The organism is Salmonella sp. SAL4457 (assembly GCF_046548235.1).
Lineage (GTDB): Bacteria > Pseudomonadota > Gammaproteobacteria > Enterobacterales > Enterobacteriaceae > Salmonella > Salmonella enterica.
In genome coordinates, this window is the sequence record NZ_JBGDZO010000006.1 from 203491 (window position 1) to 227121 (window position 23631).

Consider the following 23631-nt stretch of genomic DNA (forward strand, 5'->3'; position numbering starts at 1 on the left):
AATGCCTTCAATTCGACTGGCTGACTTAGCAGAACAGTTGGATGCAGAATTACACGGTGATGGCGATATCGTCATCACCGGCGTTGCGTCCATGCAATCTGCAACAACAGGCCACATTACGTTTATGGTAAATCCTAAGTACCGTGAACACTTAGGTTTATGCCAGGCTTCTGCGGTTGTCATGACGCAGGACGATCTTCCTTTTGCTAAGAGCGCGGCGCTGGTAGTTAAAAATCCCTACCTGACCTACGCGCGCATGGCGCAAATTTTAGATACTACGCCGCAGCCCGCGCAGAATATCGCGCCAAGCGCCGTGATTGATGCGACGGCAACGCTGGGTAGCAATGTTTCAGTCGGCGCGAATGCGGTGATTGAATCTGGCGTACAACTGGGCGATAACGTGGTTATCGGCGCAGGGTGTTTCGTCGGAAAAAATAGCAAAATCGGGGCGGGTTCACGCTTGTGGGCGAACGTAACGATTTACCACGACATTCAGATCGGTGAGAATTGCCTGATCCAGTCCAGTACGGTGATCGGCGCGGACGGTTTTGGCTACGCTAACGATCGTGGCAACTGGGTGAAGATCCCACAACTGGGCCGGGTCATTATTGGCGATCGTGTCGAGATCGGCGCCTGTACCACCATTGACCGTGGCGCGTTGGATGATACTGTTATTGGCAATGGCGTGATTATTGATAATCAGTGCCAGATTGCACATAACGTCGTGATTGGCGACAATACGGCAGTTGCCGGTGGCGTCATTATGGCGGGTAGCCTGAAGATTGGCCGTTACTGCATGATTGGCGGCGCCAGCGTGATCAATGGGCATATGGAAATATGCGACAAAGTCACGGTAACTGGCATGGGTATGGTGATGCGTCCCATCACGGAGCCGGGCGTCTACTCCTCAGGCATTCCGCTGCAACCTAACAAAGTATGGCGTAAAACTGCTGCACTGGTGATGAACATTGATGATATGAGCAAGCGTCTCAAAGCGATTGAGCGCAAGGTTAATCAACAAGACTAACGTTCCGCCTTGTAGTTGCCATTCTTTTCCGGCCTGTCACATTCATACGATTGCGGCAGGCCGTGTTATTATTGCCTTTTTGTATATTTGGACAGGAAGAGTATTTTGACTACTAACACTCATACTCTGCAGATTGAAGAGATTTTAGAGCTTCTGCCGCACCGTTTTCCGTTTTTACTGGTCGATCGCGTGCTGGACTTTGAAGAAGGTCGTTTTCTGCGTGCGGTGAAAAATGTCTCCGTCAACGAGCCGTTTTTCCAGGGACACTTCCCGGGCAAACCGATTTTGCCAGGCGTGCTGATTCTGGAAGCGATGGCGCAGGCAACCGGTATTCTGGCGTTTAAAAGCGTTGGTAAACTGGAACCTGGCGAACTGTATTATTTCGCGGGTATTGATGAAGCGCGCTTTAAGCGTCCGGTGGTGCCAGGCGATCAGATGATCATGGAAGTCACTTTCGAGAAAACGCGCCGTGGCCTGACCCGCTTTAAAGGGGTTGCGCTGGTCGACGGTAAAGTTGTGTGCGAAGCAACCATGATGTGTGCTCGTAGCCGGGAGGCCTGATTCGTGATTGATAAATCCGCCTTTATTCATCCTACCGCCATTGTGGAAGACGGCGCTGTAATTGGCGCTAATGCCCACATTGGTCCCTTTTGTATTGTTGGGCCGCAGGTCGAAATTGGTGAGGGAACCGTACTGAAGTCTCATGTGGTCGTGAATGGTCAAACCAAAATCGGCCGCGACAACGAGATTTATCAGTTTGCCTCTATCGGTGAAGTGAACCAGGATCTGAAATATGCGGGTGAGCCGACCCGTGTGGAAATTGGCGATCGTAACCGCATCCGCGAAAGCGTCACCATTCATCGTGGTACAGTGCAGGGCGGTGGGTTGACGAAGGTGGGTAGCGATAACCTGCTGATGATCAATGCGCATGTCGCACATGATTGTACGGTAGGTAATCGCTGTATCCTCGCCAACAACGCCACGCTGGCGGGGCACGTATCAGTCGATGATTTTGCGATCATCGGCGGTATGACGGCAGTTCATCAATTCTGCATTATCGGTGCGCATGTGATGGTCGGCGGCTGCTCCGGCGTGGCGCAGGATGTCCCTCCGTATGTGATTGCGCAGGGTAACCATGCGACGCCGTTCGGGGTAAATATCGAAGGGCTGAAGCGTCGCGGCTTTAGCCGTGAAGGGCTGGTGGCGATTCGTAATGCCTACAAACTGTTGTACCGCAGTGGTAAAACGCTCGACGAAGCGAAGCTGGAAATCGCTGAACTTGCTGAAAAGCATCCGGAAGTGAAGGCGTTTACCGAGTTCTTTGAGCGTTCAACGCGCGGTCCGATTCGTTAATGGCGGCACAGCGTCCTTTAACGATTGCCCTGGTCGCCGGTGAAACGTCCGGCGATATTCTTGGCGCAGGCTTAATTCGTGCGCTGAAAGCGCGCGTACCCAACGCCCGCTTTGTGGGCGTTGCGGGGCCGCGTATGCAGGCCGAAGGGTGTGAAGCCTGGTACGAAATGGAAGAGCTGGCGGTCATGGGCATTGTTGAAGTGCTCGGTCGTTTACGCCGTTTGTTGCATATCCGCGCCGATCTGACCCGCCGTTTTACCGAACTCAAGCCCGATGTTTTTGTCGGGATTGATGCCCCTGACTTCAACATTACCCTCGAAGGTAATCTGAAAAAACAAGGGATTAAGACCATTCATTATGTCAGCCCGTCCGTTTGGGCCTGGCGACAGAAACGCGTTTTCAAAATAGGCAGATCCACTCATATGGTGTTGGCTTTTCTGCCTTTCGAAAAAGCGTTTTACGATAAATTTAACGTCCCGTGCCGCTTTATCGGTCACACCATGGCGGATGCCATGCCGCTGGACCCGGATAAAAATGCGGCGCGCGACGTGCTGGGTATCCCGCATGACGCCCATTGTCTGGCGCTACTGCCAGGCAGCCGTGGCGCGGAAGTGGAAATGCTCAGCGCCGACTTCCTGAAAACCGCACAATTGCTGCGACAGCGCTATCCCGATCTGGAAGTGGTAGTGCCGCTGGTGAACGCGAAACGCCGCGAGCAGTTTGAAAAAATTAAAGCGGAGGTTGCACCGGATCTCGCCGTTCATTTGCTGGACGGCATGGCGCGCGAGGCGATGATCGCCAGCGACGCGGCTCTGCTGGCCTCAGGCACGGCGGCGCTGGAGTGTATGCTGGCAAAATGCCCGATGGTAGTGGGATATCGTATGAAGCCCTTCACTTTCTGGCTGGCGAAACGTCTGGTAAAAACGGAGTATGTGTCTTTGCCTAACCTGCTGGCGGGAAGAGAATTAGTCAAAGAGCTGTTGCAGGAAGAGTGCGAACCGCAAAAACTCGCCGAAGCGCTGTTGCCGCTACTGGCGAACGGTAAAACCAGCCATGCGATGCACGATACCTTCCGTGAATTGCATCAGCAGATCCGCTGTAATGCCGATGAGCAGGCGGCAGATGCCGTCCTGGAGTTAGCACAATGATCGAATTTGTTTATCCACACACCCATTTAGTGGCGGGTGTGGATGAAGTGGGCCGTGGCCCGCTGGTGGGCGCCGTAGTGACCGCCGCCGTGATCCTCGATCCGGCTCGTCCGATCGTCGGTCTGAATGATTCCAAAAAATTGTCTGAAAAGCGTCGTCTGTCATTGTATGACGAGATTAAAGAAAAGGCGTTAAGCTGGAGTCTGGGACGCGCGGAAGCGCATGAAATTGATGAGCTGAATATTTTGCACGCCACCATGCTCGCCATGCAGCGCGCTGTCGCTGGTCTGCATATTGCGCCAGAATATGTGCTGATCGACGGCAATCGCTGTCCGGCGCTGCCTGTGCCGTCAATGGCCGTGGTGAAAGGCGACAGCCGCGTGGCGGAGATTAGCGCGGCGTCTATTCTGGCGAAAGTCACCCGCGACGCAGAAATGGCGGCGCTGGATATCGTTTTTCCTCAGTATGGCTTTGCGCAGCACAAAGGCTATCCAACCGCTTTTCATCTGGAAAAGTTGGCACAGTATGGCGCGACGGCGCACCACCGACGCAGTTTTGCGCCTGTTAAACGCGCTCTGGGACTTGTGTCCTGATTCTTGTATCGAGAAATCTGAAGATGTCTGAACCACGTTTCGTTCACCTGCGGGTGCACAGCGACTACTCTATGATCGATGGGCTGGCGAAGACCGGGCCGCTGGTGAAAAAGGCGGCCTCATTAGGTATGCCTGCGCTGGCGATCACCGATTTTACCAACCTCTGCGGTCTGGTGAAGTTCTACGGAGCGGGTCATGGCGCGGGCATTAAACCCATCGTCGGGGCGGACTTTAACGTTCACAACGAACTGCTGGGAGATGAGCTGACTCATCTGACGGTACTGGCGGCGAATAATACGGGATACCAGAACCTGACGTTGCTGATCTCGAAAGCGTATCAGCGCGGCTACGGCGCGGCAGGCCCGATTATCGAGCGCGACTGGCTGGTAGAGCTTAAAGAAGGTTTGATCCTGCTTTCCGGCGGGCGCATGGGCGACGTAGGCCGCTGTCTGCTACGCGGCAACCAGGCGCTGGTGGAGGAGTGCGTTGCTTTCTATGAAGCGCATTTTCCCGATCGCTACTTTCTGGAACTGATCCGTACCGGCAGACAGGATGAAGAGACCTATCTCCATGCTGCGGTTGAATTGGCTGAGGCACGTGGTTTGCCGGTTGTCGCGACAAACGATGTCCGTTTTCTTGAAAGCGATGATTTTGACGCCCATGAAATTCGTGTCGCGATCCACGACGGTTTCACGCTTGACGATCCTAAGCGTCCGCGCAATTACTCGCCGCAGCAATATATGCGCAGCATCGATGAGATGTGCGAACTGTTCGCCGATATTCCGGAGGCGCTGGAAAATACGGTGGAGATTGCCAAACGCTGCAACGTAACGGTGCGTCTGGGTGAATATTTCCTGCCGCAGTTCCCGACCGGCGATATGACCACCGAAGATTATCTGGTCAAAAAATCGAAAGAGGGGCTCGAAGAACGTCTGGCTTTCCTGTTTCCGGACGAAGAAGAGCGCAAAAAGCGTCGCCCGGAATATGACGAGCGTCTGGATATTGAACTACAAGTTATCAACCAGATGGGGTTCCCTGGCTACTTCCTCATCGTGATGGAGTTTATCCAGTGGTCAAAAGATAACGGCGTGCCGGTAGGGCCGGGACGTGGCTCCGGGGCCGGTTCGCTGGTGGCCTACGCGCTGAAAATTACCGACCTTGATCCGCTGGAATTTGACCTGCTGTTCGAACGTTTCCTGAACCCGGAACGTGTCTCGATGCCTGACTTCGACGTTGACTTCTGTATGGAGAAACGCGACCAGGTGATTGAGCACGTCGCAGACATGTACGGGCGTGATGCGGTATCGCAAATTATCACCTTCGGTACGATGGCGGCGAAAGCCGTTATCCGCGATGTGGGCCGCGTGCTGGGGCATCCGTACGGTTTTGTCGATCGTATCTCGAAGCTGGTGCCGCCCGATCCGGGCATGACGCTGGCAAAAGCCTTTGAAGCGGAACCGCAACTGCCGGAAATTTACGAGGCGGACGAAGAGGTCAGAGCGCTGATCGATATGGCGCGTAAGCTTGAAGGCGTCACGCGTAACGCCGGTAAACACGCTGGCGGCGTGGTCATTGCGCCGACCAAAATTACCGACTTTGCGCCGCTGTACTGCGATGAAGAGGGCAAGCATCCGGTTACCCAGTTTGATAAAAGCGACGTGGAATATGCCGGGCTGGTGAAGTTCGACTTCCTCGGTTTGCGTACGCTGACCATCATCAACTGGGCGCTGGAGATGATCAACAAGCGGCGCGAGAAAAACGGCGAGCCGCCGCTGGATATCGCCGCCATTCCGCTGGACGATAAAAAAAGCTTCGACATGCTGCAGCGCTCGGAAACCACGGCGGTCTTCCAGCTTGAATCGCGCGGCATGAAAGATCTGATCAAACGTCTGCAGCCGGACTGCTTTGAAGATATGATCGCACTGGTGGCCCTGTTCCGTCCCGGCCCGTTGCAGTCAGGGATGGTAGATAACTTTATCGACCGTAAGCACGGTCGTGAAGAACTCTCTTACCCGGACGTTCAGTGGCAGCATGAAAGCCTGAAGCCGGTACTGGAGCCGACTTACGGCATCATTCTGTATCAGGAACAGGTGATGCAGATTGCCCAGGTACTTTCCGGGTATACTCTCGGCGGCGCGGATATGCTGCGTCGTGCGATGGGTAAGAAAAAGCCGGAAGAGATGGCCAAACAGCGTTCCGTTTTTGAAGAGGGCGCGAAAAAGAACGGTATCGACGGCGAACTGGCGATGAAAATCTTTGACCTGGTGGAGAAATTCGCCGGTTACGGGTTTAACAAATCGCACTCCGCCGCTTATGCGCTGGTTTCTTACCAGACGCTATGGCTAAAGGCGCACTATCCGGCTGAATTTATGGCGGCGGTGATGACTGCCGATATGGACAACACCGAGAAGGTCGTCGGCCTGGTGGACGAGTGCTGGCGGATGGGACTGAAAATTCTGCCGCCGGATATTAACTCCGGATTGTACCATTTCCACGTTAACGATGAGGGCGAGATCGTCTACGGCATCGGCGCGATCAAAGGCGTCGGCGAAGGGCCGATCGAAGCGATCATCGACGCGCGTAATCAGGGCGGCTATTTCCGCGAGCTGTTTGATCTGTGCGCGCGGACCGACACCAAAAAGCTCAACCGCCGGGTGCTGGAAAAGCTGATCATGTCCGGGGCGTTCGACCGCCTGGGGCCGCACCGCGCCGCGCTGATGAACTCATTGGGCGATGCGCTGAAAGCCGCCGACCAGCACGCCAAAGCGGAAGCTATCGGTCAGGCGGATATGTTCGGCGTACTGGCGGAAGAGCCGGAGCAAATCGAGCAATCCTATGCCAGCTGCCAGCCGTGGCCGGAGCAGGTGGTGTTAGATGGGGAACGTGAAACGTTGGGGCTGTACCTGACGGGCCACCCTATCAATCAGTATTTAAAAGAAATTGAGCGCTATGTCGGCGGGGTAAGGCTCAAAGACATGCATCCGACAGAACGTGGTAAAGTCACCACGGCTGCGGGGCTCGTGATTGCCGCAAGGGTTATGGTCACCAAGCGCGGCAATCGTATCGGCATCTGTACGCTGGATGACCGTTCCGGGCGTCTGGAAGTGATGTTATTTACCGACGCGCTGGATAAATACCAGCAGTTGCTGGAAAAAGACCGCATACTTATCGTCAGCGGACAGGTCAGCTTTGATGACTTCAGCGGGGGGCTTAAAATGACCGCCCGCGAAGTGATGGATATTGACGAAGCTCGCGAAAAATACGCTCGCGGGCTTGCTATCTCGCTGACGGACAGGCAAATTGATGACCAGCTTTTAAACCGACTCCGTCAGTCTCTGGAACCCCACCGCTCGGGGACCATTCCAGTACATCTCTACTATCAGAGGGCGGATGCGCGTGCGCGGCTGCGTTTTGGCGCAACGTGGCGTGTCTCTCCGAGCGATCGTTTACTTAACGATCTGCGTGGCCTCATTGGTTCGGAGCAGGTGGAACTGGAGTTTGACTAATACAGGAATACTATGAGTCTGAATTTCCTTGATTTTGAACAGCCGATAGCAGAGCTGGAAGCGAAAATCGATTCTCTGACTGCGGTAAGCCGCCAGGATGAGAAACTGGATATTAATATCGATGAAGAAGTCCATCGCCTGCGCGAAAAAAGCGTAGAACTGACGCGCAAAATCTTCGCCGATCTCGGCGCATGGCAGGTAGCCCAACTGGCGCGCCATCCGCAGCGTCCGTACACCCTGGATTATGTCCGTCTGGCGTTTGATGAGTTTGATGAGCTGGCGGGCGATCGCGCCTATGCGGATGACAAAGCCATCGTCGGCGGTATCGCGCGTCTGGAAGGGCGACCGGTGATGATCATTGGTCATCAGAAGGGTCGTGAAACCAAAGAAAAAATTCGTCGTAACTTTGGCATGCCTGCGCCGGAAGGCTACCGCAAAGCGCTGCGCCTGATGGAAATGGCTGAACGCTTCAACATGCCGATTATCACCTTCATCGACACCCCGGGCGCTTACCCTGGCGTGGGCGCGGAAGAGCGTGGTCAGTCTGAAGCCATCGCCCGCAACCTGCGTGAGATGTCTCGTCTGAACGTACCGGTCATCTGCACCGTGATTGGCGAAGGCGGCTCCGGCGGCGCATTGGCGATTGGCGTGGGTGATAAAGTGAATATGCTGCAATACAGCACCTATTCCGTTATCTCCCCGGAAGGTTGCGCCTCTATTTTGTGGAAGAGCGCCGACAAAGCGCCATTGGCTGCTGAAGCGATGGGCATCATCGCGCCGCGTCTGAAAGAGCTGAAGCTAATCGATTCCATCATTCCGGAGCCGCTGGGCGGCGCGCACCGTAATCCGGAAGCGATGGCGGCATCGCTAAAAGCGCAGCTGCTGGAAGATTTAGCCGATCTCGATGTGTTAAGCACCGATGATTTAAAAAACCGTCGTTACCAGCGTTTGATGAGCTACGGTTACGCCTAATCATTTACCTCATTTTTCTCAGGAGGCCGGATAATCCGGCCTCTTTTTTTTGGACGAGGAAAAATGAGACGCCGATGAGTTGATGTGATTAAACGCAACGGCATGTTCTCCCTGACACTGTATCAACTGCCAGGCGTGTGGCCAGGGCAGGCAGTGAACTACCCTTCAAGGAGAAAATTATGGGATTGCAAAAAACACTGGCGCTCAGCGCCGTAGCGGCAGGGATCATGTTGAGCTTATCCGGTGCGCAGGCCGCGCCGCTGCTTAGCAGTAGTGAGCCAATGACCATTAACGCCAGCGATCTGGCGGCGAAAGAGAAAGCGCTGACGGATTTTCCGTTAATGGAGGCAGTGAAATCCTCTATCCAGACGTTAGATAACAGCGCGGTCGAACAAATCGAACCGGGGCGCGCCGCTAACCCGGCAAACGTAAAACGCGTTGAAAGTATTCTGAAAGAGGCCGACTGGGATTATCTGTTCCCGATGCGCGCACCGGAATACACTTACTCTAACTTACTGAAAGCGATAGGTAAATTCCCGGCGGTTTGTGGTACCTACACCGATGGACGCGATAGCGACGCTATCTGCCGTAAAACCCTGGCTACTATGTTTGCGCATTTTGCCCAGGAGACGGGCGGTCACGAAAGCTGGCGTGACATTCCGGAATGGCGTCAGGCGCTGGTCTATCTGCGCGAAGTCGGCTGGACAGAAGGGCAGAAAGGCGGCTACAACGGCGAATGTAACCCGGATGTATGGCAGGGCCAGACCTGGCCGTGCGGTAAAGATAAGGACGGCGATTTCCTCAGCTATTTTGGTCGCGGGGCAAAACAGCTTTCTTATAACTACAACTATGGGCCTTTCTCTGACGCGATGTATGGTGACGTTCGCCCTCTGCTGGATAAACCCGAGCTGGTGGCGGATACCTGGATGAACCTGGCGAGCGCCGTCTTCTTCTTTGTGTATCCGCAGCCGCCGAAGCCGTCTATGCTACATGTGATTGACGGTACCTGGCAGCCAAACGATCGCGATAAAGCAAACGGCCTGGTATCAGGTTTCGGCGTCACCATTCAAATCATCAATGGCGGCGTGGAGTGCGGCGGCGCAGATGAGAATGCGCAGTCGCTTAACCGTATCGCCTACTACAAAGAGTTTGCCAACTACCTGAAAGTGCCGGTGCCGGCGGACGAAGTGTTGGGCTGTAAAAAGATGAAGCAGTTCGATGAAGGCGGCGCTGGCGCGTTACCGATCTATTGGGAACAAGACTGGGGCTGGAGCGCCGATACTGCGGACGGTAAAACCTATTCCTGCCAGTTAGTGGGATATCAGACGCCGTATACCGCCTTTAAAGAGGGTGACTACACGAAATGTGTACAGCATTATTTCAACGTTAATGTCGTCGATGATAACGGAACCACTGAACCGGATGTCACGCCAACTCCGGCGCCAGTGACGGATGAAAACGTGGCGCCAGTCGCGCGTATTGCCGGGCCGGTCGGGGCGGTGGAAGCCGGTAGCCCGGTTTCACTCAGCGCGGAAGGATCGACCGACGCGAATGGCGACAAGCTCACCTATACCTGGATGTCGCAGGATGGCAAAACGCTGAGCGGCCAGGATAAAGCCGTTGTGATTTTCAACGCGCCGGATGTCACTCAGAACATCCAGTATGTGGTGAATCTGACCGTTAGCGACGGTACGCTCTCCAGCACTGCGGTTTATACGCTGAATGTGAAAGCGAAGGCCGCCGCTGCGGATGACGAAGATAAGACCACCAGCTACCCTGCCTGGAGCAGCAGCCAGAAATGGAATCCGGGCGACATCGTCAACAATAATGGCGCATTGTACCAGTGCAAACCGTTCCCGGAAGGCTCATGGTGTAATGTTGCGCCTGCCTACTATGAGCCCGGCGTAGGGATTGCCTGGGCCGATGCATGGAACGCATTGTAATAAGATAAATCCTGTCGGTGCTTTGCATCGGCAGGATTGTTACTATGCTTATCTCAGGTTTTTTCAGGAGAAAGCATGAACATCATCGCCATTATGGGGCCGCACGGGGTTTATTATAAAGATGAACCCATCAAGGAGCTTGAGCGTGCATTACAATCCCTGGGATTTCAAATTATCTGGCCGCAAAATAGCGTTGACTTGTTGAAGTTTATTGAACATAACCCGCGCATCTGCGGCGTTATTTTTGACTGGGATGAATACAGTCTCGACCTTTGTAGCGAAATCAACCAGCTAAATGAATACCTTCCTCTCTACGCCTTTATCAATACCAACTCCACGCTGGACGTTAGCGTTCACGATATGCGCATGGCGCTGTGGTTTTTTGAGTATGCATTGGGGCTGGCTGAAGATATCGCGACGCGCATTCATCAATATACAAACGAATATCTCGATAATATTACGCCGCCGTTTACCAAAGCGCTGTTTACCTACGCCAAAGAAGGAAAATATACCTTTTGTACGCCGGGTCATATGGCAGGAACGGCGTATCAGAAAAGCCCGCCAGGCTGTCTGTTTTATGACTTTTTTGGCGGCAATACCTTAAAAGCTGATGTGTCGATTTCGGTGACTGAACTGGGATCGCTGCTGGATCACACCGGGCCGCATCTGGAAGCGGAAGAGTATATCGCCCGTACTTTTGGCGCCGAGCAGAGTTATATGGTGACGAACGGTACGTCGACCTCGAATAAAATTGTCGGTATGTATGCCGCGCCTGCGGGAAGTACGCTACTTATTGATCGTAATTGCCATAAATCGCTGGCGCATTTGCTGATGATGAGCGATGTGGTGCCTCTCTGGTTGAAGCCGACGCGCAATGCGCTCGGTATTCTCGGCGGTATTCCTAAGCGTGAATTTACCCGCGACAGCATTGCGCGTAAGGTGGCGGAAACCTCGCAGGCGCAATGGCCGGTTCATGCGGTTATCACCAATTCTACTTACGATGGTCTGCTGTATAACACTAACTGGATCAAGCAGATGCTGGACGTTCCCTCGATCCATTTTGATTCCGCCTGGGTACCCTATACCCATTTCCATCCGATCTACCAGGGGAAAAGCGGGATGAGCGGCGATCGGGTGCCCGGAAAAGTGATTTTCGAAACGCAATCCACCCATAAAATGCTGGCGGCTTTTTCGCAGGCGTCGCTTATTCATATCAAAGGGGAATATGACGAAGAGACGTTTAACGAAGCGTTTATGATGCACACTTCCACATCGCCGAGCTATCCCATTGTCGCCTCTATCGAGACCGCGGCGGCGATGCTGCGCGGCAATCCAGGGAAAAGATTGATTAATCGTTCGGTGGAGCGGGCGCTCCATTTTCGTAAAGAGGTACAGCGGTTACGTGAAGAGTCCGATAGCTGGTTCTTTGATATCTGGCAGCCGGAAGAGGTTGATGAGGCCGAATGCTGGCCGGTCACGCCGGGAGAAACCTGGCATGGCTTCACCGATGCTGATGACGATCATATGTTTCTCGATCCGGTTAAGGTGACAATCCTGACGCCGGGGATGGATGAACAGGGCAACATGAGCGAAGAGGGGATACCCGCCGCGCTGGTGGCGAAGTTCCTCGATGAGCGAGGCGTAGTGGTGGAAAAAACCGGGCCGTATAATCTGCTGTTTTTGTTCAGCATAGGGATTGATAAGACCCGTGCGATGGGGCTGCTGCGCGGACTGACGGAATTTAAACGCGCCTACGATCTTAACCTGCGCGTCAAAAATATGTTGCCGGATCTGTATGCGGAAGATCCGGATTTTTATCGCAATATGCGCATTCAGGATCTGGCGCAGGGGATCCATAAACTGATCCGCCAGCACGATCTTCCGGGGCTGATGCTGCGGGCGTTCGAGGTTTTACCGGAGATGATCATGACCCCGCACCAGGCCTGGCAGCGTCAGATCAAAGGCGAGGTGGAAACCGTGGCGCTCGATCAACTGCCAGGGCGCGTTTCCGCGAATATGCTCCTGCCTTATCCGCCAGGCGTTCCGCTGTTGATGCCCGGCGAGAGGATCACGCAACAGAGTCGGGCCGTGCTCGATTTTCTGCTGATGCTCTGCTCGATTGGCCAGCATTATCCCGGTTTTGAAACGGATATTCACGGCGCGAAACGGAATGAAGACGGGGTTTACCAGGTACGAGTCTTAAAACACGCCTGTTAGCTTGCCTGACGGGAATGTGACGAGTAACGTACTGATAATCAATAAAGGAGACGCTATGCTGGGATTAAAACAGGTTCATCACATCGCGATCATTGCGACAGACTATGCGGTGAGCAAGGCGTTTTATTGCGATATTCTGGGGTTCGATCTGCTAAGCGAAGCCTGGCGGGAAGAGCGTGACTCATGGAAGGGCGATTTGGCGCTAAACGGGCAGTATGTGATTGAGCTTTTCTCTTTTCCCTTCCCTCCGGCGCGTCCAAGCCGACCTGAAGCCTGCGGCCTGCGCCATCTGGCTTTCAGCGTGGAAAATGTGGAAAACGCCGTTGCGCATCTGGAAAAGCATCAGGTTAAGTGCGAACCGATACGCATCGATCCGTATACCGGGAAGCGCTTTACTTTTTTCAACGATCCGGACGGTTTACCGCTTGAGCTGTATGAGCAGTAAGGCTTGTCATTAAGACGCTCGCCAGGTAACGTTGCCGGGCTAAGTCACTATAAGCATGGATCATGACCACTCTCACGTTGAATACCTCGTTACTCTCTTCTCGCCGTATTCTGGCTGCCTTTAGCGGTGGCCTGGATTCTACGGTGCTTCTGCATCAACTGGTGTTGTGGCGAGAACGCCACCCTGACGTTACGCTGCGTGCTATCCATATTCATCACGGTTTAAGCCCTCATGCTGATAGCTGGGTGCGGCATTGCGAAACCGTATGCGCACGCTGGCAGGTTCCGCTGGTAGTGGAGCGGGTGACGCTGGCAGATAATGGCCTGGGTATCGAGGCCCATGCGCGTGAAGCGCGCTACCGGGCGTTCGCACAGACGCTATTGCCTGGCGAAGTGCTGGCAACCGCGCAGCACCTTGACGATCAGTGTGAAACATTCCTGCTGGCGTTAAAGCGCGGCAGCGGTCCGGCCGGACTTTCCGCGATGGGAGAATGCTCGCCTTTTGCCGGAACTCTGCTTCTTCGCCCGCTGTTGAGAGAAACGCGGAAGACGCTGGAACAGTGGGCTGTGCGGCATGGCTTATGCTGGATTGAAGATGAAAGCAATCAGGATGACGCCTACGATCGCAATTTTTTACGCCTGCGCGCGCTTCCGCTCTTACAGCAGCGCTGGCCGCATTTTCCTGCGGCGGTAGCCCGTAGCGCGACGCTCTGCGCCGAGCAAGAAAGGCTGCTGGACGAGCTTCTGGCCAGCGATCTTACGGACTGTATCACGACGGAGGGAACATTGCGGCTCTCTCCATTAATGTCGATGAGCGATGTGCGGCGGGCGGCGATTTTGCGTCGCTGGCTGGCGATGCGTAATGCGCCGATGCCCTCTCGCGACGCGCTGGAACGTATCTGGCAGGAGGTGGCGCTGGCGCGCGACGATGCCTCTCCCTGTTTACGTTTTGGCGATCACGAGATTCGCCGTTATCAGTCGCAACTGTGGTGGATTAAATCCGTGGCCGGACAACACGAAACGACGGTCGCCTGGCCCGTCTGGCAAACACCGCTGGCGCTGCCTGCCGGCTTAGGGACGGTACAGCTCGTTCCTGGCGGCGAACTGCGCCGACCGCGAGAGGAAGAATCCGTCAGCATTCGTTTTAAAGCGCCAGGCGTGTTACATATTGTCGGGCGTAACGGTGGACGTAAATTAAAGAAAATCTGGCAGGAGCAGGGGATCCCGCCCTGGCGACGAGACACCACGCCGCTGTTGTTTTACGGCGAAACGCTGATTGCGGCTGCGGGTGTTTTTGTGACGCGTGAGGGAGCAGCAGAAGATAAAGAAGGGGTGAGTCTGGTTTGGCATGCCTGATGGCGCTGCGCTTATCAGGCCTACGTATCGCATGGAACGTAGGCCGGATAAGGTGCTTGCACCACCATCCGGCAACAAAATACTCAGGATTCGCTAACTACCACGGTACCAATTTCCGGGTGGCTGAAACTGGCGATTTTATCGAGACGAAGCTCACAAGACTCGCCGGAAACTTCGGCAAGCAGATATTCTACGTTTTTACGTAAGATCAAATCGTTCGCTTTTGCCTGCAAAACCTCGCCATCTTTTAACGTTAGCGTCAGTATTAAATGATGCATGCAGGCAAGCTCAAGACTATCGTAGTCATCGCAATTAATGGGTTGATACGTTTCATTCATTGACATAATCGCTCACCAGTAAGTTCGCGGCAGCATAAGCTGCCTTTTCCCTGACCGACTCTGAAAGGGCGCTATCTGCCGCCACTTCATTAAGCACTTTCAATACACAACCCAGCGCATCCGGGACATACCCTAAGTCTCCGCTGGCGATTTCCGCATACCGCTTGCGTACTAACTCACAATATTTTTCCACATGCCCTCCTGTCAGCATTCTGACTTAACCGTGGATGCAAGTCTAAGCCTACGAAGTTAAATCTTGTTTAGCAAGGTGACTATACCATACTCATTTGCGCAATATCAGCGCCTGACGCGAGTGGGTAAAAGATTCGTTAACAGCCTTTTAGCGCGGTTTTCGCTACAATGGGCGCCTGATTCGAAAGGAGTTTTCTCATGGCGCTTAAAGCGACAATTTATAAAGCCGTCGTCAATGTGGCTGACCTTGATCGCAACCGGTTTCTGGATGCGGCATTGACGCTGGCGCGTCACCCTTCTGAAACGCAGGAGCGCATGATGCTGCGCCTGTTGGCATGGATAAAATATGCTGATGAACGGTTGCAGTTTACACGTGGGCTCAGCGCGGAAGATGAGCCGGAGGCCTGGCTGCGCAACGATCATCTGGGCATCGATCTCTGGATAGAGCTGGGGCTGCCGGATGAGCGCCGTATTAAGAAAGCCTGTACTCAGGCGAGCGATGTCGCGCTCTTTGCTTATAACTCCCGGGCGGCGCAAATCTGGTGGCAGCAGCATCAAAGCAAGTGCGCGCAGTTCGCTAACCTGTCCGTCTGGTATCTGGATGACGGGCAGCTGGCGCAGCTCAGTGAATTTGCCGATCGTACCATGACGCTACAGGCGACGATTCAGGACGGCGCAATCTGGCTTTCTGATGCTCGGAATAATCTGGAAATACAGCTAACCGCCTGGCAACAGCCCTCATGATTGCCATCTCCCGGACGGTCTCCATAGCCGATAATGAGCTGGAAATTACGGCCATTCGCGCGCAGGGCGCGGGTGGTCAGCACGTAAATAAGACCTCTAGCGCGATTCATTTGCGCTTTGACATTCGGGCCTCTGGCCTGCCAGAGTATTATAAACAGCGTTTGCTGACGGCCAGCCACCATCTGATAAGCGATGATGGCGTCATTATCATTAAGGCGCAGGAGTTCCGGAGCCAGGAGCTCAACCGGGAAGCGGCTATCGCCAGGCTGGTTGCCGTCATAAAAGAATTAACCGCGGAGCAAAAAAGCCGTCGCGCAACACGTCCGACGCGTGCCTCGAAAGAGCGCCGCTTGTCCTCAAAGGCGCAAAAATCTTCTGTAAAGGCGCTTCGCGGCAAAGTTCGTCGTCCACTGGATTGACGGGCAGGAATAGCAATTTCATAAGGATTTTATGGTGAGAACAGCAATATTGTCAGTAGCGGCAGCCTGTACGCTATTTGCATTGATAGGGTGTAATAACCGTGCGGAAGTTGACGCCCTGCAACCTGCGCAGGCGGCGGAATTAAAACCCATGCAGCAAAGCTGGCGCGGCGTGCTGCCCTGTGCGGATTGTGAAGGTATTGAAACGTCACTGTTTCTGGAAAAAGACGGCACATGGGTGATGAACGAGCGCTATCAGGGCGTGCGCGAAGAACCTTCCTCTTTTGCGTCATACGGTACCTGGGCGCGGACGGCGGATAAACTGGTGTTAACCGACAGCAATGGCGAGAAATCGTATTATCGCGCGAAAGGCAATGCGCTGGAGATGCTCGACAGAGAAGGCAATCCGGTGGCTTCGCAGCTTAATTATACGCTGGTGCCTGTTACCGCCAGCCTGCCGGTAACGCCAATGCCGTTGCGTGGTATGTATGTATACAGGGCCGATGCGGCGACCTTTACCGATTGCGCGACCGGAAAACGGCTGCCGGTCGCCAGTAACGCCCAGCTTGAGCGCGGCTATCTGGCGGCGAAAGGTGAAGCGGAAAAACCGGTGCTGCTGACGGTAGAAGGGCATTTTGTGTTAGCCGCGAATCCGGACACGGGCGAGCCGGTAAAAACGCTAATAGCTGATAAAAATGTGAAGTTTGCGCCGGGTAAAGATTGCACTCACTAATAAAAGGCCTCGCAGGGTGCGAGGCCTTTACATATCTGCCGGATGGCGCCGGGCAATCCCAACAAAATGTCGTTTAGCCTTTAATCGCCTTGACCAGATAATCAACGATATCGCCGGTTTTAATCAGCGATTTTTCACCGCTACGACGGTATTTATACTCAATATCGTCGTTATCCAGGTTGCGATCGCCAATCACGATAGTATGTGGAATACCAATCAGCTCCATATCGGCAAACATCACGCCCGGGCGCTCTTTACGGTCGTCCATCAGCACTTCAATGCCTTGCGCGCGCAATTCGCTGTACAGCTTTTCCGCCAGCTCCTGCACACGGAAGGATTTGTGCATATTCATCGGCAGAATAGCGACCTGGAAAGGCGCAATGGCGTCAGGCCATACAATGCCGCGCTCGTCAAAGTTCTGCTCGATAGCCGCGGCAACGACACGTGTTACGCCGATACCGTAGCAGCCCATTGTCAGGATCTGGTTACGGCCATCTTCACCCTGAACGGAGGCTTTCAGCGCTTCTGAGTACTTGGTACCTAACTGGAAGATGTGACCCACTTCGATACCGCGTTTGATAAGCAACGTTCCCTGACCGTCCGGACTCGGATCGCCGGCGACTACGTTACGGATGTCGGCAACAACAGGCGTCGCCACATCGCGATCCCAGTTAATACCAAAGTAGTGTTTACCGTCGATGTTAGCGCCAGCGGCAAAATCGCTCATGGCGGCAACGGTACGATCGATGATGACCGGAATCGGCATATTGACCGGGCCGAGGGAGCCAGGGCCGGCATTAATCACGGCGCGAATCTCTTCTTCAGTAGCGAAGGTCAGCGGGCTGGCAACGTGCGGCAGTTTTTCCGCTTTAACTTCATTCAGTTCATGATCGCCGCGAACCAGCAGAGCCACCAGCGGAGACTTGCTGTCTTTCACCGCTTTCACCAGCAGCGTTTTTACCGTTTTTTCAATTGGCAGGTTGAATTGTTCCACCAGCTCCGCGATGGTTTTGGCATTTGGCGTATCGACCAGAGTCATTTCCTGCGTCGCCGCTGCGCGCGGCGTTTGCGGCGCGATAGCTTCTGCCAGTTCAATGTTAGCCGCGTAATCAGAAACATCAGAGAAAACGATATCGTCTTCGCCGCTTTGCGCCAGCACCTGGAATTCATGCGAGGCGTTGCCGCCGATAGAACCGGTATCGGCCTGTACCGCGCGGAAATCCAGCCCCATACGGCTGAAGATACGGCTATACGCGGCGTACATGGCGTCATAGGTTTCCTGCAACGACTCCTGAGAGGTGTGGAAAGAGTAAGCATCTTTCATCAGGAATTCGCGCGAACGCATCACGCCAAAGCGCGGACGCACTTCATCACGGAATTTGGTCTGGATTTGGAAGAAGTTCAGCGGCAACTGCTTATAAGAGCTGAGTTCATTACGCACCAGATCAGTGATAACTTCTTCGTGGGTCGGGCCGAGTACGAACGGACGCTCGCCACGGTCGACAAAACGCAGCAGTTCCGGACCGTACTGTTCCCAACGACCACTCTCTTGCCACAGGTCGGCTGGCTGAACGACTGGCATCGACACCTCGATAGCACCGGCGTTGTTCATCTCTTCACGCACGATGTTTTCGACTTTTTTCAGGACGCGCAGGCCGGTCGGCAGCCAGGTATATAACCCGGAGGCGAGCTTGCGGATCATCCCGGCGCGCAGCATCAGCTGGTGGCTGATAACCTCGGCGTCGGCAGGTGTCTCCTTCAGAGTGGAGAGCAGGTATTGGCTAGTACGCATGTTGTTACGGTTCCAGTTGAACGATCGAACAGGCTCAATGTGAGCCTGATACAAAAAAAGTGATTTAGTTTACCAGCGTGCAAGAGATGTCAAAAGAGAAGGGCGTGAAATTACCGTGGTTCCAGCGCAAACACTTCAAATCCCGAGTTAACCACACGCCAGCGCACGTTAAAATCATGCAGCCAGACGGCATAGGTTTTGCCCGTCTCTTCACCCTTACGATAAGCCGGGCGAGGATCTTGCGCCAGCACATCGCAAATAAATGTCCGTAGCTGCGGATAACGCCTTTCCAGCGTCGTAAGCTGTTGAGCCACCTCAGCGGTAAAACTCACGGGCATTTCAGCTATCGGCGCCTGTTGCGCATAGCTGGCGGCGGCGTCCGGTAAGGCCTCGGCAAACGGTAAATACGGTTTGATATCCACCACCGGCGTGCCATCCACCAGATCCAGACTGCCTAATTTCAGAATTACGCTCTCTTTCCGGCACTCGATACCTTTTAGCGCAACGAGCGACATGCCAATCGGATTGGGGCGGAACGTGGAGCGCGTGGCAAAAACGCCCATTCTGGCGTTACCGCCAAGACGGGGCGGACGAACTGTCGGCCGCCAGCCGCCGTCCATCGTCTGATGAAAAACGAAAAGCACCCACAAATGGCTGAAAGCTTCCAGGCCGCGAACGGCATCGGCCTGGTTGTAAGGCGCTATCAGATGCAGTTCGCCGCAGGCGCTTTTGACCAGACCAGGCTGGCGCGGAACGGCGAATTTTTCTTTATAGGGGGAGCGAATAACGCCGATTTGTTCAAACTGAAAGCTGCTCATTTCGCCGAAATATTCAGGGCGGACCCGATACAAACCGCCTGACGGTAGCAGCCTGGCGTGCCGCTGGTAATTTCACAGCTGTGCAGCAGGACGGCGTTGGCTTTCATTTTAGAGGCATTAATCTGCATACGCTTGCGCGCAGTTGGAATGTTAGGCGGAGAGTCTTGATTTGTTGCCTGGCAGGATTCGCCGCTAACCTCGCCAAGATCGCGGAAAGGTTTGCCGACTAAGTCTTCAGCATTGGTGTAAATCCTGACGGGAGCGGCACGCGACGCTTTAGGTTTCTCCGGCTCCGCTTTTGGCGGGGTTGCGGTGCTTTGAACGGGTTCAACAGGGGATCTGCTTAGCATGGAACAACCGCCCAGCATGAGTGCCAATAAACAGATCGGTAAAGCACGCATAATATTTCCTCAATGAATGTTCTAATTGCCAGATATTGAATCAGGAGCTTGCATAAATGACAAGACGGGCAATAGCCCGTCCTGAATAATATTACAGATTGTGGAATCAGCCTAAAACTTACCAGCCTTTCACCGCACCGCCATTAAAAACTTTATTTGCGGCTTCGTACACTTCATCAGACTGGTAAGCCTGAACGAATTTTTTCACATTCTCGGCGTCTTTGTTATCTTCACGCGTCACGATCAGGTTAACGTACGGAGAATCTTTATCTTCAACGAAGATACCGTCTTTCGCTGGCGTCAGGCCAATCTGGCTGGCGTATGTCGTATTGATGACCGCTAACGCGATCTGCGCGTCATCCAGCGAACGCGGCAACTGCGGCGCTTCCAGCTCAACAATTTTCAGATTTTTCGGGTTTTCCACGATATCCAGCGAGGTAGGAAGCAGACCGACGCCGTCTTTCAGTTTAATTAGCCCTACTTTTTGCAGCAGCAGCAGGGAACGACCAAGGTTGGTCGGGTCGTTAGGCACAGCGACCTGGGAACCGTCCTTGAGCTCATCCAGAGATTTGATTTTTTTGGAATATCCTGCAATGGGATAGACAAAAGTCTTACCAACAGAAACCAGTTTGTAGCCGCGATCTTTGATTTGCTGATCCAGATACGGTTTGTGCTGGAAGGCATTGGCATCGATATCGCCTTTGCTCAGCGCTTCATTAGGCAGAACATAATCATTAAAGGTCACCAATTCCACGTCCAGGCCGTATTTTTCTTTCGCGACTTTCTGCGCGACTTCGGCAACTTGCTGCTCTGCGCCAACGATTACGCCGACTTTAATATGATTCGGATCTTTTTCATCCTGACCGCAACCCGCAAGTGCCAGAGAACCAATCAGAGCACCCACTGCCGCAAAGGTTTTGAATTTGAACGCCATGCTTATTTCCTTAATGAGTATTTGTGTTGTGTTTAACGTTACTTATGCGTGACAGCCCTGACGATGCGATCGCCGGATAACTGAATTAAATAAACCAGAACGACAAGTAATACCAGCACCGTATTCATCACGGTAGCATTGTATCCAATATAACCGTACTGATAGCCGATTTGACCGAGGCCGCCTGCGCCGACAGCGCCGCCCATTGCGGAGTAACCGACCAGGGTGATCAGTGTAATGGTTGCCGCATTCACCAGACCAGGCAGCGCTTCCGGTAAAAGGATTTTACGTACAATTTGCAGCGGCGTGGCGCCCATCGCTCGCGAGGCTTCAATCAGCCCGGCAGGGATCTCTAACAACGCATTTTCCACCATACGGGCGATAAAAGGCGCGGCGCCAACGGTCAGCGGTACAATCGCGGCCTGCAAACCAATGGAGGTGCCGACAATTATTCGGGTAAAAGGAATCATCCACACCAGCAGGATGATAAAGGGAATTGAGCGGAAAATATTGACCACCGCAGAGAGGGAGCGATACAGCCTGGCGTTCTCCATAATCTGCCCCGGGCGCGTAACATACAGCAATACGCCGACCGGCAGGCCAATCACGAAACCGAAGAAACCGGAGACAAAGGTCATCGCCAGCGTTTCCCAGACGCCACGAACCAGTAACCACATCATTGCCTCAGACATAACCCAGTACCTCTACTTTCACATGGTGATCCTGCAGCCAGGCAATTGCGGCTTGCGTCTCTTCTTGTGTGCCGTGCATTTCCGTTAGCATAATGCCGAACTTCACACCGCCCGCGTAATCCATCTGCGCGCTGATAATATTATTGTTCACGTTGAAACGACGCGCGGTTTCAGAAAGCAGCGGGGCATCCACAGACTGTCCGGTGAATTCCATGCGCAGCATCGGCACGCTGTCAGTTTCCGGCGACGCTTTCAAACGCGCCTGGTAATCTTCCGGAATGTCCAGGTGCAGAGTGGACTGAATAAACTTCTGCGCCAGCGGCGTTTTAGGATGCGAGAAGACTTCGCTGACCGTATCCTGCTCAATAAGCTCGCCATTACTGATAACGGCAACGCAGTCGCAGATACGTTTCACGACATCCATTTCATGAGTGATAAGCAGAATCGTCAACCCCAGACGACGGTTGATATCTTTCAGCAATTCCAGAATCGAACGGGTCGTTGCGGGATCAAGCGCGCTGGTGGCTTCATCGCACAGCAACACTTTTGGATTACTGGCTAACGCGCGGGCAATCGCGACACGCTGTTTCTGACCGCCGGAAAGATTTGCCGGATAGCTGTCGTGCTTGTCGCCAAGACCGACTAAATCCAGCAGCTCTGTGACACGGCGTTTGATCTCTTCCTTTGGTGTGTTATCCAGTTCCAGCGGCAACGCGACGTTGCCAAACACGGTACGGGAAGAGAGCAGGTTAAAATGTTGGAAAATCATGCCGATTTGACGGCGAGCTTTGGTCAACTCAGACTCTGAAAGCGTTGTCAGCTCCTGACCGCCGACCATTACGCTTCCTTCAGTAGGACGTTCAAGTAAGTTAACGCAGCGGATAAGCGTACTTTTACCGGCGCCGGAGGCGCCAATGACGCCATAAATCTGCCCGGCAGGCACGTGCAGGCTGACATTATTTAGCGCCTGAATGGTGCGCGTCCCCTGCTGGAACACTTTGGTAATATTCGAAAGTTTAATCATTGATTCTTTATTATCGTAATGAAATGAGCGGAGGCATTTTCGTCTGCCTAATACGGTCAACGCCGTCAACAGAATGGATGTTAAGGCATCCAGACGTCTAAATCAATCAGGCTTTATACGATGAGCACTTTCTTGCCTGCTGAAACATGCGATACTAGCGCCACTTGCTTTACTCAGGAGCTATAAAAGGTGGCAAAGTCTGTACCCGCAATTTTTCTCGACCGTGACGGCACCATTAATGTGGATCACGGCTACGTACATGAAATCGATGCATTTGAGTTTATAGACGGCGTTATTGACGCGATGCGCGAGCTAAAAAAAATGGGCTATGCGTTGGTGGTGGTGACGAACCAGTCCGGAATCGCGCGCGGCAAATTCACTGAGGCGCAGTTTGAAACGTTAACCGAATGGATGGACTGGTCGTTGGCGGATCGCGATGTTGATTTGGACGGCATCTATTATTGTCCTCACCATCCGCAGGGCAGCATAGAAGAGTTCCGTCAGGTATGTGATTGCCGCAAGCCGCATCCAGGAATGCTTATCTCGGCGCGTGATTTCCTGCATATCGATATGGCGGCTTCTTATATGGTGGGAGACAAGCTGGAAGATATGCAGGCGGCAGCGGCGGCAAATGTCGGGACAAAAGTGCTGGTGCGTACGGGCAAACCGGTCACGGCAGAAGCAGAAAACGCGGCGGACTGGGTGTTAAACAGCCTTGCTGACCTGCCATCGGCGATAAAAAAGCAGCAAAAATAAGCGTTATGGATAAAAGATGAGCGGTTAAAACAAAAATGCATTTTTCCGCTTGTCTTCCTGAACCGACTCCCTATAATGCGCCTCCATCGACACGGCGGATGTGAATCACTTCACACAAACAGTCGGTCGGTTGAAGAGAAAAATCCTGAAATTCAGGGTTGACTCTGAAAGAGGAAAGCGTAATATACGCCACCTCGCGACGGTGAGCTGAAAGCCGCGTCGCACCTGC

Annotated in this window: 23 protein-coding genes; 15 read left to right on the top strand and 8 right to left on the bottom strand. The window is 53.7% G+C overall.

Annotated features, from left to right (window positions below):
- The first annotated feature begins 1 nt into the window (after window position 1).
- The 11 genes from lpxD (at window position 2) to tilS (ending at window position 14559) form a co-directional block, all read left to right on the top strand.
- On the top strand, window positions 2-1027 hold the full coding sequence (gene lpxD, locus ACLJNW_RS19105) for a UDP-3-O-(3-hydroxymyristoyl)glucosamine N-acyltransferase (RefSeq protein ID WP_001139265.1): 1026 nt from the start codon (window positions 2-4) through the stop codon (window positions 1025-1027).
- 105 nt (window positions 1028-1132) lie between these two features.
- Window positions 1133-1588: a 3-hydroxyacyl-ACP dehydratase FabZ gene (fabZ, locus tag ACLJNW_RS19110; protein WP_000210741.1), complete on the top strand. Its 456-nt coding sequence runs from the start codon at window positions 1133-1135 to the stop codon at window positions 1586-1588.
- A gap of 3 nt (window positions 1589-1591) precedes the next feature.
- Window positions 1592-2380: an acyl-ACP--UDP-N-acetylglucosamine O-acyltransferase gene (gene lpxA, locus ACLJNW_RS19115; RefSeq protein WP_000565950.1), complete on the top strand. Its 789-nt coding sequence runs from the start codon at window positions 1592-1594 to the stop codon at window positions 2378-2380.
- Window positions 2380-3528: a lipid-A-disaccharide synthase gene (gene lpxB / locus ACLJNW_RS19120; RefSeq protein ID WP_000741216.1), complete on the top strand. Its 1149-nt coding sequence runs from the start codon at window positions 2380-2382 to the stop codon at window positions 3526-3528. The genes lpxA and lpxB overlap by 1 nt, the downstream gene beginning before the upstream one ends.
- Window positions 3525-4121 carry a ribonuclease HII gene (rnhB, locus tag ACLJNW_RS19125; RefSeq protein ID WP_000569411.1) on the top strand — a complete coding sequence of 199 codons (597 nt, stop codon included), beginning with the start codon at window positions 3525-3527 and terminating at the stop codon, window positions 4119-4121. Before lpxB ends, rnhB begins: the two co-directional genes overlap by 4 nt.
- A gap of 23 nt (window positions 4122-4144) precedes the next feature.
- Window positions 4145-7627, top strand: coding sequence for a DNA polymerase III subunit alpha (gene dnaE / locus ACLJNW_RS19130; RefSeq protein WP_001294832.1), 3483 nt, complete (start codon window positions 4145-4147; stop codon window positions 7625-7627).
- A gap of 12 nt (window positions 7628-7639) precedes the next feature.
- A complete protein-coding gene (gene accA, locus ACLJNW_RS19135) occupies window positions 7640-8599 on the top strand; it encodes an acetyl-CoA carboxylase carboxyl transferase subunit alpha (RefSeq protein ID WP_000055753.1) in 960 nt (319 codons plus the stop codon).
- 179 nt (window positions 8600-8778) lie between these two features.
- Window positions 8779-10542, top strand: a complete 1764-nt coding sequence (locus ACLJNW_RS19140; protein WP_410961057.1) for a glycoside hydrolase family 19 protein — start codon at window positions 8779-8781, stop codon at window positions 10540-10542.
- Window positions 10543-10617: 75 nt separating this feature from the next.
- Entirely contained in the window at window positions 10618-12759 is a 2142-nt protein-coding gene (gene ldcC, locus ACLJNW_RS19145; protein WP_001021049.1) for a lysine decarboxylase LdcC, read from the top strand.
- 55 nt (window positions 12760-12814) lie between these two features.
- Window positions 12815-13204: a VOC family protein gene (locus tag ACLJNW_RS19150; protein WP_000901086.1), complete on the top strand. Its 390-nt coding sequence runs from the start codon at window positions 12815-12817 to the stop codon at window positions 13202-13204.
- Between the two features lie 62 nt (window positions 13205-13266).
- Window positions 13267-14559 (top strand): tRNA lysidine(34) synthetase TilS, encoded by a 1293-nt coding sequence (tilS, locus tag ACLJNW_RS19155; protein ID WP_000210045.1) that lies wholly within the window; start codon window positions 13267-13269, stop codon window positions 14557-14559.
- Between the two features lie 83 nt (window positions 14560-14642).
- Here tilS and rof read toward each other — a convergent pair whose 3' ends face one another.
- The gene (gene rof, locus ACLJNW_RS19160; protein ID WP_000062330.1) at window positions 14643-14903 is read right to left on the bottom strand and encodes a Rho-binding antiterminator; all 261 of its coding nucleotides are present in this window, start codon (window positions 14901-14903) and stop codon (window positions 14643-14645) included.
- Window positions 14890-15090: a YaeP family protein gene (locus ACLJNW_RS19165; RefSeq protein ID WP_001518678.1), complete on the bottom strand. Its 201-nt coding sequence runs from the start codon at window positions 15088-15090 to the stop codon at window positions 14890-14892. The genes rof and ACLJNW_RS19165 overlap by 14 nt, the downstream gene beginning before the upstream one ends.
- A gap of 197 nt (window positions 15091-15287) precedes the next feature.
- On the opposite strand from ACLJNW_RS19165, the gene ACLJNW_RS19170 reads away from it, so the two are divergent.
- From ACLJNW_RS19170 to nlpE, 3 genes are read left to right on the top strand one after another with little or no spacing between them, the layout of a single operon-like run.
- Entirely contained in the window at window positions 15288-15833 is a 546-nt protein-coding gene (locus ACLJNW_RS19170; protein ID WP_001185319.1) for a YaeQ family protein, read from the top strand.
- A complete protein-coding gene (arfB, locus tag ACLJNW_RS19175) occupies window positions 15830-16252 on the top strand; it encodes an alternative ribosome rescue aminoacyl-tRNA hydrolase ArfB (RefSeq protein ID WP_000560527.1) in 423 nt (140 codons plus the stop codon). Before ACLJNW_RS19170 ends, arfB begins: the two co-directional genes overlap by 4 nt.
- Window positions 16253-16283: 31 nt before the next feature.
- Window positions 16284-16985 (top strand): envelope stress response activation lipoprotein NlpE, encoded by a 702-nt coding sequence (gene nlpE, locus ACLJNW_RS19180; protein ID WP_000252575.1) that lies wholly within the window; start codon window positions 16284-16286, stop codon window positions 16983-16985.
- 73 nt (window positions 16986-17058) lie between these two features.
- On the opposite strand, the gene proS is transcribed toward nlpE, so the two are convergent.
- The 6 genes from proS to metN all read right to left on the bottom strand — a co-directional run bounded on the left by proS (window position 17059) and on the right by metN (window position 22646).
- A complete protein-coding gene (gene proS / locus ACLJNW_RS19185; RefSeq protein ID WP_001260683.1) occupies window positions 17059-18777 on the bottom strand; it encodes a proline--tRNA ligase in 1719 nt (572 codons plus the stop codon).
- Between the two features lie 110 nt (window positions 18778-18887).
- On the bottom strand, window positions 18888-19595 hold the full coding sequence (gene tsaA, locus ACLJNW_RS19190) for a tRNA (N6-threonylcarbamoyladenosine(37)-N6)-methyltransferase TrmO (protein WP_000093986.1): 708 nt from the start codon (window positions 19593-19595) through the stop codon (window positions 18888-18890).
- Window positions 19592-19996 (bottom strand): Rcs stress response system protein RcsF, encoded by a 405-nt coding sequence (gene rcsF, locus ACLJNW_RS19195; protein WP_001202317.1) that lies wholly within the window; start codon window positions 19994-19996, stop codon window positions 19592-19594. The genes tsaA and rcsF overlap by 4 nt, the downstream gene beginning before the upstream one ends.
- 118 nt (window positions 19997-20114) lie before the next feature.
- The gene (gene metQ / locus ACLJNW_RS19200) at window positions 20115-20930 is read right to left on the bottom strand and encodes a methionine ABC transporter substrate-binding lipoprotein MetQ (RefSeq protein WP_000874215.1); all 816 of its coding nucleotides are present in this window, start codon (window positions 20928-20930) and stop codon (window positions 20115-20117) included.
- Between the two features lie 38 nt (window positions 20931-20968).
- Window positions 20969-21622 carry a methionine ABC transporter permease MetI gene (locus ACLJNW_RS19205; RefSeq protein ID WP_001287486.1) on the bottom strand — a complete coding sequence of 218 codons (654 nt, stop codon included), beginning with the start codon at window positions 21620-21622 and terminating at the stop codon, window positions 20969-20971.
- Complete coding sequence (gene metN / locus ACLJNW_RS19210; protein WP_000594018.1) at window positions 21615-22646, bottom strand: methionine ABC transporter ATP-binding protein MetN; 1032 nt, start codon at window positions 22644-22646, stop codon at window positions 21615-21617. The genes ACLJNW_RS19205 and metN overlap by 8 nt, the downstream gene beginning before the upstream one ends.
- Window positions 22647-22835: 189 nt before the next feature.
- Between metN and gmhB the strand changes: the two genes are divergently transcribed.
- A complete protein-coding gene (gene gmhB / locus ACLJNW_RS19215) occupies window positions 22836-23402 on the top strand; it encodes a D-glycero-beta-D-manno-heptose 1,7-bisphosphate 7-phosphatase (RefSeq protein WP_001140158.1) in 567 nt (188 codons plus the stop codon).
- Window positions 23403-23631: the final 229 nt, after the last annotated feature.

Excerpts from the sequence above, each read along its gene's own strand:
- ACLJNW_RS19205 (WP_001287486.1), bottom strand. The coding sequence starts at position 21,622 with ATGTCTGAGGCAATGATGTGGTTACTGGTTCGTGGCGTCTGGGAAACG.
- ACLJNW_RS19140 (WP_410961057.1), top strand. The coding sequence starts at position 8,779 with ATGGGATTGCAAAAAACACTGGCGCTCAGCGCCGTAGCGGCAGGGATC.
- tsaA (WP_000093986.1), bottom strand. The coding sequence starts at position 19,595 with ATGAGCAGCTTTCAGTTTGAACAAATCGGCGTTATTCGCTCCCCCTAT.
- metQ (WP_000874215.1), bottom strand. The coding sequence starts at position 20,930 with ATGGCGTTCAAATTCAAAACCTTTGCGGCAGTGGGTGCTCTGATTGGT.
- rnhB (WP_000569411.1), top strand. The coding sequence starts at position 3,525 with ATGATCGAATTTGTTTATCCACACACCCATTTAGTGGCGGGTGTGGAT.
- accA (WP_000055753.1), top strand. The coding sequence starts at position 7,640 with ATGAGTCTGAATTTCCTTGATTTTGAACAGCCGATAGCAGAGCTGGAA.
- proS (WP_001260683.1), bottom strand. The coding sequence starts at position 18,777 with ATGCGTACTAGCCAATACCTGCTCTCCACTCTGAAGGAGACACCTGCC.
- ACLJNW_RS19170 (WP_001185319.1), top strand. The coding sequence starts at position 15,288 with ATGGCGCTTAAAGCGACAATTTATAAAGCCGTCGTCAATGTGGCTGAC.
- metN (WP_000594018.1), bottom strand. The coding sequence starts at position 22,646 with ATGATTAAACTTTCGAATATTACCAAAGTGTTCCAGCAGGGGACGCGC.
- arfB (WP_000560527.1), top strand. The coding sequence starts at position 15,830 with ATGATTGCCATCTCCCGGACGGTCTCCATAGCCGATAATGAGCTGGAA.
- tilS (WP_000210045.1), top strand. The coding sequence starts at position 13,267 with ATGACCACTCTCACGTTGAATACCTCGTTACTCTCTTCTCGCCGTATT.
- lpxD (WP_001139265.1), top strand. The coding sequence starts at position 2 with ATGCCTTCAATTCGACTGGCTGACTTAGCAGAACAGTTGGATGCAGAA.
- ACLJNW_RS19150 (WP_000901086.1), top strand. The coding sequence starts at position 12,815 with ATGCTGGGATTAAAACAGGTTCATCACATCGCGATCATTGCGACAGAC.
- nlpE (WP_000252575.1), top strand. The coding sequence starts at position 16,284 with ATGGTGAGAACAGCAATATTGTCAGTAGCGGCAGCCTGTACGCTATTT.
- lpxB (WP_000741216.1), top strand. The coding sequence starts at position 2,380 with ATGGCGGCACAGCGTCCTTTAACGATTGCCCTGGTCGCCGGTGAAACG.
- rcsF (WP_001202317.1), bottom strand. The coding sequence starts at position 19,996 with ATGCGTGCTTTACCGATCTGTTTATTGGCACTCATGCTGGGCGGTTGT.
- rof (WP_000062330.1), bottom strand. The coding sequence starts at position 14,903 with ATGTCAATGAATGAAACGTATCAACCCATTAATTGCGATGACTACGAT.
- ldcC (WP_001021049.1), top strand. The coding sequence starts at position 10,618 with ATGAACATCATCGCCATTATGGGGCCGCACGGGGTTTATTATAAAGAT.
- dnaE (WP_001294832.1), top strand. The coding sequence starts at position 4,145 with ATGTCTGAACCACGTTTCGTTCACCTGCGGGTGCACAGCGACTACTCT.